The organism is Luteimonas sp. KH_071 (genome assembly GCF_057838005.1).
On the sequence record NZ_CM174458.1, the window covers coordinates 1614913 to 1628032 of the forward strand.

Here is a 13120-nt window from a genome sequence, read left to right on the forward strand (position 1 = left end):
CGCGCCGGTCAGCCGGCCAACGAGTCGACCAGCGCGATGTACTGCTGCATAGCAACATCGCGCTGCGTGCCGGCGAGCTTGCCCCAGGCCTCGTATTTGGCTGTACCGACGAAGTCGAAGAAGCCCGGCTTCGGTCCACGCACGTCGCCTTCCGAGCCCTGCTTGTACAGCGCGTAGAGCCGCAGCAACGTGTCGTTGTCGGGCCGTGCGTCGAGTGCCTGCACGCGTTGCGCGGCTGCTTCGAATGCCTGCGTCACATCGGACATCGTGGAGCCTCCCGGGAGCCGGTTGCCATCACAGCATCGTCGTCGCGGCGAATCAACCGCGGTCGATTGTGGGCCGTGGCCCGCTCTGGCACCGTAGCCACGGGAACGACGCCCGGTACCGCGGCGGCGTGGAGGGATGCGATGGCTTACTTCGTGACCGGTGCGACCGGCTTCATCGGGCGTCACCTCGTGGGCAACCTGCTCAAGCGCAAAGGCACGATCCATGTGTTGATCCGCAAGGACTCGCGCAAGAAGTTCGACGCGCTGGTGCGCGATCTCGACTGGGACGCCAAACGCCTCGTCGTGGTCGAGGGCGACATGACCGCCGAACGCTGCGGTGTGTCCGCCGCACAGCTGTGCGCGCTCAAGGGGAAGGTGAAGCACTTCTTCCACCTCGCTGCGCTCTACGACCTCGCCGCGTCGCTGGACGCGCAGCGCACCGCCAACATCGACGGTACCCGGCACGCGCTCGATCTCGCCGCAGCACTCGAAGCCGGGTGCTTCCACCACACCAGTTCAATCGCCGCGGCGGGCCTGTATCCGGGCATTTTCCGCGAAGACATGTATGCCGAAGCCGAAGGGCTCGACGATCCGTACCTGCGGACTAAGCACGAGTCCGAGGGGCTGGTGCGCCGCGAGACGCGCATCAAGTGGCGCATCTATCGCCCGGCGATGGTGGTGGGCCACTCGAAGACCGGCGCGATCGACAAGATCGACGGGCCGTACTACTTCTTCACCCTGATCAAGAAGCTGCGCGACGTGTTTCCGCCGTGGATGCCGATGCTGGGCATCGAAGGCGGGCGCATCAATATCGTGCCGGTGGATTTCGTCGCCGACGCCATGGACCACATCGCGCACAAGCCGCGGCTCGACGGCCACACCTTCCATCTCACCGATCCCGAGCCGCTGCGCGTGGGCGAGGTGCTGAACCTGTTTTGCCGCGCCGGCCATGCGCCGGAGATGACGATGCGCCTGGACGCGCGGATGTTCGCGTTCGTGCCGCCTTCGATCCGGGGCGCCGTGGGTGCGTTGCCGCCGGTGCGGCGCTTCGTCGGGATGCTGCTACGCGATTTCCGTATTCCGAAACAGGTGATGAAGTTCGTGACCTATCCCACGCGCTTCGACAACCGGGAGGCCGAACGCGCGCTGCGCGGCAGCGGCATCGAAGTGCCGAAGCTCGAGGATTACGCGTGGCGGTTGTGGGATTACTGGGAGCGCCACCTCGACCCGGATCTGTTCATCGACCGTACGCTCAAGGGCAAGGTGCGCAACAAGGTCGTGGTGATCACCGGTGGCTCGTCGGGCATCGGTCTGGCCACCGCGCAGCGCGTCGCCGAGGCTGGCGCGGTGACGGTGATCGTCGCGCGTCGCGAGGAAGAACTCTTCGCCGCGCGCGATGCGATGCGCGAAGCCGGTGGCAAGGTGTTCGCCTACACGGCCGATCTCGCCGATCTGGCCGACTGCGACCGTCTGGTGCAGCAGGTGCTGACCGAGCACGGGCATGTCGACATCCTGATCAACAACGCCGGCCGCTCGATCCGGCGTTCGATCGAACTCAGCTACGACCGCTTCCACGATTTCGAACGCACCATGCAGCTCAACTACTTCGGCAGCCTGCGCCTGATCATGGGGTTCATGCCGTCGATGACGAAGCGCCGCAAGGGTCACGTGATCAACATCAGTTCTATCGGTGTGCTGGCGAACTCGCCGCGCTTCTCGGCGTATGTGGCGTCGAAAGCGGCGCTGGATGCGTTCAGCCGCTGCGCGCAGGGCGAGCTGTCGGGCAAGGGCATCAGTTTCACCACGATCAACATGCCGCTCGTCGCGACGCCGATGATCGCGCCGACCAAGATGTACGACAGCGTGCCGACGCTGACGCCGGATGAAGCGGCCGGTCTGCTGGTCAAGGCGATCATCGAAAAGCCCAGCCGCATCACCACGCGTCTGGGCGTGTTCGCCGCCCTGGTCAACGCGGTCGCGCCGAAGGCCTATGAGATCGTCATGAGCACCGCATTCGAACTGTTCCCGGATTCGGCCGCCTCGAAGGGCGACCGCTCCGCGCTGCGCGACGAGACGCCGAGCCAGGAACAGATCGCGTTCGCCGCGATGATGCGCGGCGTGCACTGGTAACGCCCGCAGGTCGCGGGCACACGCGCTGCCGGCGCTTCAGAAGCTCCGGCACTGCAGGAAGCGGGTCGGCTGCCCGCTGCCCGGCGGCGGCGTGAGCTGCAGGCGCGACGAGGTCAGGTCGGGATGGCGCAGCACCAGCGCGCAGATCGCGTCGACGCTAGCCTGATCGTCCACGCGGGCGACGAAGATCTGCAGCGTCGAGCCGGTCGCCCAGATCGCGCGGTCGACATCGGGCAAGGTGCCGAGCGCGCGCGACAGATCACTGCGCTGGGTTTCAATGGGCGCATGCGGCGGCGCTTCGATACGGACCGGCGCGGCAGGCGCAGGTTCGGTTGACGGCGGCGTACCGGCCACGTTGGCCGCAGGCGGGGCATCTGGCATCGCGAGAAACACCGCCACGCCGGCCAGCAGCGCGAACAGCCAGCCCAGCAGCGCACGCTGGCGTGCCGCGGCGCCAGTCTGTGCGCGGATCGCATCGAGTTCGCCGGCCGGCATCAGATCGCGCAGTTCGGGCCACAGGGTCGCACCGTCGAGCAGTTCGATACGCTGCTTGCCGGCCGCGCCGCGGGCCTCGGCATCGATCCTGCCCTGCGTCACCAGCAGGCCACCGGCCGCGCTCTTGAGCAGCACCTCGCTCGACAGCGCCTGCACCGCGTTGCGGCCCAGCACATAGGTCGATGCGTGCTTGCAGGACAGCAGCCAGCGCGCGCCGTCACGCTCGAGCATGTAGTCGCGGTCGCCGGATACATCCTCCAGATCCACCACCTGCACATAGCCGCGTCGGCGGAGCGCCTGCAGCACCATGCCGATGAACCCGCGCCATGAGATGGCCGACAGCGCGACGATCCCCGCCGCCGCTTCGTCGCGTCGGCGCTGGAATGTGAGGAAATAGAATGAAGCCGCGCATCCGATGGCGATCGCCACCCCGATTGCGGCGATCCACTGCGTGGTCATGCCGGTGTCCATGTCCGCTTGCTGGGCGGCAGGATACCCGAGCGCGACGCTCGATCAGCGTCAGATCGGAGCGAACCGTTGCTTCAAGCCCTCCCCCGCTAGCGGGGGAGGGTCGGGTGGGGGCAAACCTTCAGCGCTGGAACAACGGGTCAGGCGACAAATCGCCAGCGCTCCTTGAGTGGAACTATCGAACGCTCCAACGATCAACCCGCGTTCGCAGCCTTCTTCGCCGCACGCTTCGCTGGTGTCTTCGCAGACTTCGTCGCCGCCTTGCGCGGCGCGGCCTTCTTGGCGGGGGCCTTTTTCGCAGATGATTTCTTCGCAGGTGCCTTCGCCGCCTTGCGCGCCGGCGCGGACTTCTTGGCCTGCAACGCCGCGGTCAGCGCATCGACGCGCTTGCTGAGCGACTGCACGTCGTCCCGGCCCGGCACGCCGAGCTTGACCAGTGCACGCTGCACGCGCTCCTCGAACACCTTCTCGAGCCGGTCCCAGGTGTCGGCCGCGCGATCGCGGGTCTGGCCGACGCCGGTTTCGACCACGTTGCGGACTGTGCCTGCACGCGTATTGGCATAGGCGCGCGCGGTTTTCTCCAGACTTGCGCCTTCCTTCATCAGGCCATCGAACAGGCGCGTGCCTTCGGCCTGCGCGCGGCCGAACGCGCCGACGCCGGCCAGCCAGATCTGCTGCGCGGATTCGCTGATCGACTTGGACAGTACTTCGCCGCTTGCGGCATCGCCCTTGGCGGGCCTGGAGCGCGGTGCGGACTTCTTGGTGGCTTTTTTCGCGGTCTTCTTGAACGTGGCCATCGGTGTCTCCGGACGTGGTGAACAGGACGATCGCAGCCTCGCGCGGCGATCTGGAATTTCACACCATCGCTCAGCGCGGCGGCATGTCGATCATGCGCTCGATATCGTCGAGCGCGCGGTGCAGGCGTGCGGTGGCCTCGGTGCGGCGCTCGCGTTGTGGTGGCAGGCCATCGAACAGGGTGCGATCGACGTCGGCGATGATCTCCGGGCGCAACCGGATGCCATGCGCGCCGAGCACCGGTTCGAGTTCGGAGGCGCGATTGCGCAGATCGTCCAGCGTCTGCCGATACCCCAACGCGCATACGCGATGGCGCGTGGAGAAGCTGAAGGCATTGAGGAAGAACAGTTCCGACGCCCCATCGCCGGGCTCGAACACCAGCTGGTCGACATCCGGATACTGCTGGGCGTATTTCGCCAGCCCCACCTGCATGCGCGACTGCAGCAGCGTGCGGAAGGTCTGCGACAGCACGGCCGGCAGACCGCCATCGGTCAAGGGACGGCTGCGACGTGCGAGCGGTCCCGCGCCACTCGGGCGATCGCTGTAGGGGACCAAGGGGTTCAGACCGAGCATGAGGTCGATATCGCGTTCCAGCAGCACGGACGCATGCATCGTCCGGCGCAGCGCGCCGTCGACGTAATCGCGACCGTCGATGCGCACCGGCGGATACAGGCCGGGCAGGGCGGCGCTGGCCTGCACCGCGCGTGAGATCGGCACGTCGGCCAGTTCGCCGGCGCCGAACACCACGGCTTCGCCACTGTCGAGGTCGACGGCGACCACATGCAGGGCCGCATCGAGTGCACGGAAATCGTTGCTGCGGCCGCGTCTGGAGAACACGTCGGACAGAAACCGCTCGACGCCGCTGTTGTCGAACACGCCGGTCGGCACCACGCCCCCGAACAGCGCGGCGCGGGTGGCGCCCGGCAGAAGACCGCGGCTCCAGTCCAACGCCAGCTGCGGCAACCCACCGATGCGGCGCGCATACTCGCCGAACGCCGGCCGCAGGAAGTCCTCGGCGCGGAAGGCCAGATCGTCGCTGTCACCGGTGATGAAGGCGCGGCACATCTCTTCGACGTCGAGCCGGTTGGCCAGACCCGCCGCCAGGAACGCGCCGCTGCTGATGCCCACGTAGCTGTCGAGACGTGTCAGATCGAGGCCGTCGAGTGCCTCGTCCAGCGCACGCAGCGCACCGAGTTCGTACATGGCACCGATCGGCCCACCACCGGCGATGGCGAGGCCGATCTTCGGCGCGCGGGTCGACGTGCGTTTGCGACGGTGCCGGGCGGGATGCAACGACAGCATGGCGAGGCCTGGAGGTCAGTCCGCCCGAGTCTAGCCAGCCGGTGTTGAAGGATTGCTCCAGACGCCTTCAGCGTCGAAGATGCGCCGATGACGGCAACCGACATTTCCGCCCGCCTCGCGCGACGGCTGGCGTGGCATCAGGCCCTGCACGACCCGGACTTCGATCCGCGCGCCCGCTCGCACTGGCTGACCGAATTGCGGCGCTGGCAGGCCGCGCGGCTTCGCGTGAGCTTCGCCCATTTCCTCGAAGACCCGACGCGCGCACCGGCGGCGAACTTCTTCCTCGGCGATGTCTACGGCGATCGCGACTTCACCCGGCGCGATGCCGATATCGCCCGGATCCTGCCGACGATGCGAAGGCTGTTGCCCGCGCGCTTGCTGGAAACCGTCTCGGACGCCATTGAACTCGGCGCGCTGAGCCAGGCACTGGATCTGCACATGGTCGAGGCGCTGCAGCGTCTGGCACCACGGCGACGCAAGCTCGACGACGCGCTGTATGCCGAGGCCTACCGGGACGTCGGTCGCGCGGGTCTGCGCCGGCGCCAGGTGCGCCTGATCGGGCGCGTGGGCCGTGGGTTCGGCAATGCCTTGAAGATGCGCGGCGTGTCCGCGCTGCTGGCGTTCTCGCGCGGTCCGGCCCGGCTCGCGGGCCTGACCGAACTGCAGGGGTTCCTGGAACGCGGCTATGGCGCGTTCGAGGCGCTGGGCGATCCGGATGCGTTCGTCGCCGAGATCGAACGCGACGAGGGCGAGGTGTCGCGGCGCCTGTTTGCCGGACATCCCGATCCGTACACCCTCTGATCGTCTTCCCGGTCCATGCTGGGCGCGACTTCGCGAACAACGTCCAGGAACAGCATCGCCCCGCCGGTTGCAGGGGCAGCAGTGAACGTCCTTCGGGCCAGCGTGAGCGCTGCCTGCTGCGTAAATGTCTCGCAGGAATCAGAACTTTTCGGACAGTACCCGACGGATCTCGGCCTCGATCGGGCCCTGCATCGCCGACAGCAGGAAGCCGAGCTTGGCGGTCACATGCAGGCTTTCCGGCAGCAGCGCGATCGCGCCGTCGACGCCCGAACGACTGAAATTGAGCGTGTCCCCGTCCCAGCCGTACTTCATGTCGAAGCGCTCGGAGAGTTTCTTCGCGACGGCTTCGACCGCTGTGCGGGCCTTGGCCGGCGGCAGCGAGTGGGGATGGGTGATGTCGATACCGGCCATGCGAGGCTCCGCGGGTTGTCGTTGGACGCGCATTGTGCGTCGACGGGGCGCGGTGACCAAGTGACGGCGTGCAGCTGCACGGCCTCGTGCTAGATTGCCGCCGCATGACTGCGCTCAAGCTGCGATTCCCCACACCGGACGAACCCGAACTGCCGCTCGACATCGGCGTGCACGGTATCGGCCGCGGGCGCACGGGTGCGTTGGCACCTGTTTCAGAAGGCGGTGAACCGAGCGTTCGTTTCTGCGTCGATCGCCGAGGTGTCTGGCTGACGGTCACCGAAGGCGTGCAGGGCGTGCACGTCAACGGTCGCCAGGTGCGGCGCATGGCCATGTTGCGTACCGGCGACGCGATCTTCGTCGACGGCCGGGAGCTGCGGCTGGTGTCGACGACGCCTGTTCCGGAAACCTTCCCTGCGGACGGGCTGGACGACATGGATGCTGCGGAGGCCGACCTGCGCATCGTGCTGCGGGGCGTAGGCGGTCGGTATCACGGCCGCAGCTTCACGCTCGACCGGCCGCGTCTGGTCGGACGTCATGCCGAAGCCGACATCCGCATTGACGAGCCGGGTTTCCCGGATCGCCACGCACGACTCGAACGCGCAGGCGGTGCCGTGCGGTTGATCGATCTCGGCTCGGCCGACGGCAGTGTGGTAAACGGCGAGCCGATGCGTGACGCTGTGCTGCAGGCCGGGGACCAGGTCGTGTTCGACGCGCACCACCGCTTTGTCATCGAGGCGCCCGCACGCGCCGGACGCAGCGCCGGTTACGACCGCGCGCCGGAACCTCAGGCGCTGGTCGACGCGTCTTCGGCGCCCCGGAGCGGCGGTCTGCCATTGCCGTGGCTATTGCTGGCGGCCGCGGTGATTGCAGGCTTGCTCAGCGCACTCCTGCTGTTCGGGGCGGCTTGACCCGCAACCCACTCGGAGAGATCGCGATCGGAGGTTTCAGCATCTGGCATTGGGTCATCGTACTCGGCGTCATCGCGGTCCCCGTCGCCGTGGTGCTCCTCATCGTTTGGGCATTGCGGCGCGGCCGGAAGCGTTGACGGCACGTCGACGCTGCATCGCCTTCCACACCCGCCAGCCCAGCAGCGCCGCGAGAATCCCGGCATACAGCGCAGGCTCGCGCCAGTCGGATTTCACGATCCACCAGAAATGCAGCACCGCGAGTGCGGCGATCGGGTAGATCGCCTTGTGCAGTTGTCCCCACTTGCGGCCCAGGCGTCGCATCCAGCCCTTGGTCGACGTGATCGCGAGCGGCACCAGCAGCAGCCACGCGAGGAAGCCCACCGTGATGAACGGGCGGCGCGCGATCTCGGTCGCGACCTGCGACAGATCGCCGACCAGATCCAGCGCCAGCCAGACCCCGAAATGCAGGCTGGCATAGACGAATGCGTACAGCCCGAGCATGCGGCGGAACCGCAGCGCCGTCGCCCAGCCGGTGATCTGGCGCAGCGGCGTGATCGCCAGCGTGATCAGCAGCAGGCGCAGCGCGCCGATGCCGAGCTCGTGTTCGATCGTCACTACCGGCTCGGCGCCAAGTACGTCGAAGTTCGTGCCGCCCAACACCTGCCAGACGCGCCAGCCCAGCCAGGCCAGCGGCGCCAGACACACCAGATGCACCAGCGTCTTGCCGGCGATGATCGCCGGCGGTATCGCCGGGCGTGCCGCGGGTGCGGCTTTCAGTACCACTTGCGCAGATCCATGCCCGAATAGAGCGAGGCGACCTGGTCCGCGTAGCCGTTGAAGGGCAGCGTGTCGATGCGGTTGGCGCGCAGACGGTTGACGGTGCCTGCGATGCGCCGCTCGGTCTTCTGGCTCCAGCGCGGATGATCGACCGCCGGATTGACGTTGCTGAAGAAGCCGTACTCCGATGGCTGCAGATCGTTCCACGCGGTGCTGGGCATGCGTTCGACGAAGCGGATCGCGACAATCGACTTGATGCTCTTGAAGCCGTACTTCCACGGCACCACCAGTCGCAGCGGCGCGCCGTTCTGCTGTGGCAACGGCTTGCCGTACAGGCCCGTGGCGAGGAAGGCGAGCGGATTCATCGCCTCGTCGATGCGCAGGCCTTCGCGGTAGGGCCAGTTGATCGAACGGAAGCGCAGGCCGGGCATCTGCTCGCGATCGGCGAGCGTGGTGAAGGCGACGTACTTCGCGTTGGCATTCGGTTCGAACCTGCGCAGCACCGACGCCAACGGCACGCCGCTCCACGGAATCACCATCGACCAGCCTTCGACGCAGCGCAGGCGGTAGATGCGCTCCTCGTTCGCGACGCCGCGCAGCAGGTCCTCGAACGACACGCGGCCCGGCTTGGCACATTCGCCGCCAACTTCGATCGTCCACGGCGAGGTGCGCAGCGTTTTCGCGGCGCTCGACGGATCACCCTTGCCGGTGCCGAATTCGTAGAAGTTGTTGTAGCTGGTGATGTCCTCGAAACGGGTCAGGGGCTCGTCGGTGCGGAAGCCGCTGCGCGCCTGGGCGGGCGTGACCGGCGTGGTCGATGCCGGCGGCGGCTCGGCGTCGGCGCATCCCGCCAGCGACAGCGCGGGCGCGGCGGCCATCAGCGCGAGCAGACGCCGCCGGTCGCGGTAGACGGTTTCGTCGGTGACTTCGGACTCCCTGATCCGCAACGCATCGCGCAATGACATGTGGGGCTCCTCGGCGCGACGCGCCTCTTGTGGACCAGTGACATACGTTGCCAGCGCAACCATCGGATGCACGTCAAACTGCTGCGCTGCGGCATACTTGCCGGCCCCGAAATCCGTTCCGTGGAGTGTTCAATGGCGCGTGCATACAACTTTGCCCCGGGACCGGCGGCCCTGCCTGAAAGCGTGCTGAAACAGGCGCAGGCGGACATGCTGGAGTGGGGTGATGCCGGCGCGTCGATCGTCGAGATGAGCCACCGTGGCCCGGAGTTCATGGAGGTCGCCACGCGCGCCGAAGCCGATCTTCGCACGCTGCTCGGTGTGCCGGATGACTATGCCGTGTTGTTCCTCCCGGGCGGCGCGACGACGGCCCAGGCGCTACTGCCGCTGAACTTCGCGAACCAGGGCGACACCGTCGATTACATCGTCACCGGCCACTGGGGCAAGACCGCGCTCAAGCAGCTCACGCCGGCGGTCTCGGTGAACATCGCCGCCAGCGGCGAGGCCGACGGCTATCGCACCATTCCCGCGCGCGAATCCTGGCGGCTGACGCCCGGCGCGGCCTACGTGCACATCACCGCCAACGAGACCATCCACGGCGTGGAGTACCGCCCGGCCTGGGGCGAGCCCGCGCCCGATACCGGCAACGTGCCGCTGTTCGCCGACTTCAGTTCCAGCATCGCGTCCGAGCCGATCGACATCTCGCGCTACGGCGTGATCTACGCCGGCGCGCAGAAGAATCTCGGGCCGGTGGGCATCTCGGTCGTCATCGTGCGCCGCGACCTGCTCGAGCGCGCCGGCCAGCCGCGCGCCGACATCTTCAATTACAGCTCGCAGCTCGCCAACGACTCGATGCTCAACACGCCGCCGACCTGGAACTGGTACGTGGCCGGCCTGGTGTTCCGCTGGATGCTCGACGAAGGCGGCACGCCGGAATTCAACCGCCGCAGCGACGAGAAGTCGGCACTGCTCTACGGCGCGATCGACGGCTCGGGCGGCTTCTACCGCAACGACATCGACGTCGCCGTGCGCTCACGCATGAACGTGCCGTTCTTCCTCGCCGACGAGGCGCGCAATGCCGCGTTCCTCGACGGCGCGCGCGAAGCCGGGCTGATCGGGCTCAAGGGTCACCGCGTGCTCGGCGGCATGCGCGCGTCCATCTACAACGCGATGCCGGTCGACGGCGTCCGTGCCCTCGTGGCGTACATGCAGGATTTCCAGAAGACCCATGGCTGATTCGAAGAAGAAGACCCCGGTCGCCGCGCGGGTGAAGAAACCGGCGGCTGCGAAGGTCGACGCGGTGAAAGCCGCGGCCACCGCGGGTGTCGCCAGGCCGGATCTCGACGCGGTGCGCGCGCAGATCGACGGCATCGACCGCCAGATCCAGACGCTGATCGCCGAGCGCGCGCAGTTCGCGCGCCAGGTCGGCAAGGCCAAGGGCAAGCTCGCCGCGGCCGTGGATTACTACCGGCCCGAGCGCGAGGCGCAGGTGCTGCGCCGTGTCGTCGACCGCAACGACGGTCCGCTGTCGGACACCGAACTCGTGCGTCTGTTCCGCGAGATCATGTCCGCGTGTCTCGCGCAGCAGGAGCCGCTGAAGATCGGCTACCTCGGCCCGGAAGGCACGTTCTCGCAGCAGGCCGTGCACAAGCAGTTCGGCCATTCGGCCAAGGGCCTGCCGCTGGCGAGCATCGAGGAAGTATTCGACGAGGTCGCCGCCGGCAATGCCGATTTCGGCGTTGTGCCGGTCGAGAACTCGGGGCAGGGCACGATCCAGTCGACGCTCGACATGTTCCTGACCTCGCCGCTGAAGATCTGCGGCGAAGTGGAACTGCGCGTGCACCAGTATTTGCTGTCGCGCACCGGCCGTATCGAGGACATCGAGCGCGTGTATTCGCACGGCCTGTCGCTGGCGCAGTGCAAGCAGTGGCTGCGCGAGAACCTGCCGGGCGTCGAGAAGCACGCGGTGGTCAGCAATGCCGAAGCCGTGCGCCGGGCGAAAAAGTCCGACGACGCCGCAGCGATCGCCGGCGAGAACGCCGCGCATGTCTACGGCATGCAGGTGCTCGCCGGGCCGATCGAAGACCGCAGCGACAACACCACGCGCTTCCTGGTCATTGGCCGCGGCGCGTTTCCGACGTCGGGCAACGACCGCACCTCGCTGATGGTCTTCATCCGCGACCAGCCGGGCGCGCTGTACCGCATTCTTGAACCGCTGGCGCGACGCGACATCAGCATGAATCGCATCGAGTCGCGCCCCGCACATGGTGCGCTGTGGCAGTACGCGTTCTTCATCGAGGTCAACGGCCACGTCGACGAATCGCCGCTGAAGGACGCGCTCGGCGAGATCGACGCGTTCGCGGGCGAGGTGCGCGTGCTTGGCTCCTATCCGGTCGCCGTGCCGTGAGCGAGGCATCGTGGATCGCGGCGCCGGGTGCGCCGTTGCGGGGCGAAGTGCGGGTGCCGGGCGACAAGTCGGTTTCGCACCGCGCGATCATGCTGGCCGCGCTCGCCGACGGCACGTCGCGCATCGAAGGCTTTCTCGAAGGCGAGGACGCGCGCGCGACCGAGGCGATCTTCCGTCGCCTCGGCGTGGCGATCGAAACGCCGGCGCCTGGCGTGCGCATCGTGCACGGCGTCGGTATCGATGGCCTGCGCGCGGCCGACGGTCCTCTGGACTGCGGCAATGCCGGCACCGGTATGCGGCTGATTGCGGGCCTGCTCGCGGGTCAACGCTTCGACAGCACGCTGATCGGTGATGCGTCGCTGTCGAAGCGGCCGATGCGCCGCGTCACCGAGCCGCTGGCGACGATGGGCGCGCGCATCGACACCGGTGAGGGCGGCGTGCCACCCCTGCATGTACACGGCGGCACGCCGCTGACCGGCATCGACTTCGACAACGTGCTCGCCAGCGCACAGGTCAAGTCCTGCCTGCTGCTCGCGGGCCTTTACGCCGGCGGCGAGACCGTCATCCACGAGACGCGCCCGACGCGCGACTACACCGAGCGCATGCTCGCCGCGTTCGGCTGGCCGATCGACTTCGCGCCGGGCATCGCCCGCCTGACCGGCGGACACCGTCTGCGTGCGACCGACGTGCGCGTGCCGGCGGATTTCTCGTCGGCCGCGTTCTTCCTCGTCGCCGCGTCGATCGTGCCCGGCTCCGATCTGCTGCTGCGCCGTGTCGGCATGAACCCGCGTCGCACCGGCCTGCTGCACGTGCTGCGCCTGATGGGCGCCGACATCGTCGAATCCGATGCGGGCGAGGAGGGCGGTGAGCCCGTGGCCGACCTGCGGGTGCGTTACGCGCCGCTGCACGGCATCGACGTGCCCGAGCAGCACGTGCCGGACATGATCGACGAGTTTCCGGCGCTGTTCGTCGCCGCGGCCTGCGCATCGGGCGTGACGCGTGTGACCGGCGCGCACGAGTTGCGGGTCAAGGAGTCCGATCGCATCGCGACCATGGCCGCGGGCCTGCGCGCGCTGGATGTCGCCATCGAGGAAGCGCCGGATGGCGCGACGATCACCGGGCGCACGGATGGCGTCGGCAGCGGTCGCGTCGACAGTCACGGCGACCATCGCATCGCGATGTCGTTCGCGATCGCCGGTCAGCGGTCGCGTGGCGAAGTCGTCATCGGCGATACGGCGAATGTCGCGACATCATTCCCGGGCTTTCTCGAAATGGCCGAGGCGACCGGTTTCTCGCTGCGTACCGGCTGACCCTCAGGCGAGCGCTCGCGCGCGAACGGCTTTTGTGTGAGTCCCGTCGCGAGCGCGCGCCCTACAGCACCTCAGCTCCAGACGGAAA

General features: G+C 67.7%; 13 protein-coding genes. 6 read left to right on the forward strand and 7 right to left on the reverse strand.

The window, feature by feature from the left end; all coding sequences use genetic code 11:
* Window positions 1–8: 8 nt before the first annotated feature.
* Window positions 9–266, reverse strand: coding sequence for an acyl-CoA-binding protein (locus AC3IRM_RS07640; RefSeq protein ID WP_489205599.1), 258 nt, complete (start codon window positions 264–266; stop codon window positions 9–11).
* Between the two features lie 141 nt (window positions 267–407).
* Here AC3IRM_RS07640 and AC3IRM_RS07645 point away from each other — a divergent pair, with 141 nt between their 5' ends.
* The gene (locus AC3IRM_RS07645; RefSeq protein WP_489205600.1) at window positions 408–2396 is read left to right on the forward strand and encodes an SDR family oxidoreductase; all 1989 of its coding nucleotides are present in this window, start codon (window positions 408–410) and stop codon (window positions 2394–2396) included.
* A gap of 36 nt (window positions 2397–2432) precedes the next feature.
* Here AC3IRM_RS07645 and AC3IRM_RS07650 read toward each other — a convergent pair whose 3' ends face one another.
* From AC3IRM_RS07650 to AC3IRM_RS07660, 3 genes are all read right to left on the reverse strand, one after another.
* On the reverse strand, window positions 2433–3362 hold the full coding sequence (locus tag AC3IRM_RS07650; protein WP_489205601.1) for a restriction endonuclease: 930 nt from the start codon (window positions 3360–3362) through the stop codon (window positions 2433–2435).
* Between the two features lie 191 nt (window positions 3363–3553).
* Window positions 3554–4156: a phasin family protein gene (locus AC3IRM_RS07655; RefSeq protein WP_489205602.1), complete on the reverse strand. Its 603-nt coding sequence runs from the start codon at window positions 4154–4156 to the stop codon at window positions 3554–3556.
* Between the two features lie 70 nt (window positions 4157–4226).
* Window positions 4227–5456 (reverse strand): patatin-like phospholipase family protein, encoded by a 1230-nt coding sequence (locus AC3IRM_RS07660; RefSeq protein ID WP_489205603.1) that lies wholly within the window; start codon window positions 5454–5456, stop codon window positions 4227–4229.
* Window positions 5457–5543: 87 nt separating this feature from the next.
* Between AC3IRM_RS07660 and AC3IRM_RS07665 the strand changes: the two genes are divergently transcribed.
* On the forward strand, window positions 5544–6257 hold the full coding sequence (locus AC3IRM_RS07665; RefSeq protein WP_489205604.1) for a DUF8198 family protein: 714 nt from the start codon (window positions 5544–5546) through the stop codon (window positions 6255–6257).
* A 138-nt stretch (window positions 6258–6395) separates the two neighbouring features.
* Here the strand turns inward: AC3IRM_RS07665 and AC3IRM_RS07670 are convergent, their stop codons facing one another.
* Window positions 6396–6668, reverse strand: coding sequence for a polyhydroxyalkanoic acid system family protein (locus AC3IRM_RS07670; RefSeq protein ID WP_489205605.1), 273 nt, complete (start codon window positions 6666–6668; stop codon window positions 6396–6398).
* Between the two features lie 104 nt (window positions 6669–6772).
* Here AC3IRM_RS07670 and AC3IRM_RS07675 point away from each other — a divergent pair, with 104 nt between their 5' ends.
* On the forward strand, window positions 6773–7576 hold the full coding sequence (locus AC3IRM_RS07675; protein WP_489205606.1) for an FHA domain-containing protein: 804 nt from the start codon (window positions 6773–6775) through the stop codon (window positions 7574–7576).
* 99 nt (window positions 7577–7675) lie between these two features.
* On the opposite strand, the gene msrQ is transcribed toward AC3IRM_RS07675, so the two are convergent.
* Complete coding sequence (msrQ, locus tag AC3IRM_RS07680; protein WP_489205871.1) at window positions 7676–8323, reverse strand: protein-methionine-sulfoxide reductase heme-binding subunit MsrQ; 648 nt, start codon at window positions 8321–8323, stop codon at window positions 7676–7678.
* Window positions 8324–8349: 26 nt separating this feature from the next.
* Window positions 8350–9318 (reverse strand): protein-methionine-sulfoxide reductase catalytic subunit MsrP, encoded by a 969-nt coding sequence (gene msrP / locus AC3IRM_RS07685; RefSeq protein WP_489205607.1) that lies wholly within the window; start codon window positions 9316–9318, stop codon window positions 8350–8352.
* Window positions 9319–9450: 132 nt separating this feature from the next.
* On the opposite strand from msrP, the gene serC reads away from it, so the two are divergent.
* From serC to aroA, 3 genes are read left to right on the forward strand one after another with little or no spacing between them, the layout of a single operon-like run.
* The gene (gene serC / locus AC3IRM_RS07690; RefSeq protein ID WP_489205608.1) at window positions 9451–10551 is read left to right on the forward strand and encodes a phosphoserine transaminase; all 1101 of its coding nucleotides are present in this window, start codon (window positions 9451–9453) and stop codon (window positions 10549–10551) included.
* Complete coding sequence (gene pheA / locus AC3IRM_RS07695) at window positions 10544–11722, forward strand: prephenate dehydratase (protein ID WP_489205609.1); 1179 nt, start codon at window positions 10544–10546, stop codon at window positions 11720–11722. Before serC ends, pheA begins: the two co-directional genes overlap by 8 nt.
* The gene (aroA, locus tag AC3IRM_RS07700; protein WP_489205610.1) at window positions 11719–13032 is read left to right on the forward strand and encodes a 3-phosphoshikimate 1-carboxyvinyltransferase; all 1314 of its coding nucleotides are present in this window, start codon (window positions 11719–11721) and stop codon (window positions 13030–13032) included. Before pheA ends, aroA begins: the two co-directional genes overlap by 4 nt.
* Window positions 13033–13120: the final 88 nt, after the last annotated feature.

Coding starts and splice junctions, on each gene's coding strand:
- AC3IRM_RS07640 (WP_489205599.1), bottom strand. CDS start 266: ATGTCCGATGTGACGCAGGCATTCGAAGCAGCCGCGCAACGCGTGCAG.
- AC3IRM_RS07645 (WP_489205600.1), top strand. CDS start 408: ATGGCTTACTTCGTGACCGGTGCGACCGGCTTCATCGGGCGTCACCTC.
- AC3IRM_RS07650 (WP_489205601.1), bottom strand. CDS start 3,362: ATGGACACCGGCATGACCACGCAGTGGATCGCCGCAATCGGGGTGGCG.
- AC3IRM_RS07655 (WP_489205602.1), bottom strand. CDS start 4,156: ATGGCCACGTTCAAGAAGACCGCGAAAAAAGCCACCAAGAAGTCCGCA.
- AC3IRM_RS07660 (WP_489205603.1), bottom strand. CDS start 5,456: ATGCTGTCGTTGCATCCCGCCCGGCACCGTCGCAAACGCACGTCGACC.
- AC3IRM_RS07665 (WP_489205604.1), top strand. CDS start 5,544: ATGACGGCAACCGACATTTCCGCCCGCCTCGCGCGACGGCTGGCGTGG.
- AC3IRM_RS07670 (WP_489205605.1), bottom strand. CDS start 6,668: ATGGCCGGTATCGACATCACCCATCCCCACTCGCTGCCGCCGGCCAAG.
- AC3IRM_RS07675 (WP_489205606.1), top strand. CDS start 6,773: ATGACTGCGCTCAAGCTGCGATTCCCCACACCGGACGAACCCGAACTG.
- msrP (WP_489205607.1), bottom strand. CDS start 9,318: ATGTCATTGCGCGATGCGTTGCGGATCAGGGAGTCCGAAGTCACCGAC.
- serC (WP_489205608.1), top strand. CDS start 9,451: ATGGCGCGTGCATACAACTTTGCCCCGGGACCGGCGGCCCTGCCTGAA.
- pheA (WP_489205609.1), top strand. CDS start 10,544: ATGGCTGATTCGAAGAAGAAGACCCCGGTCGCCGCGCGGGTGAAGAAA.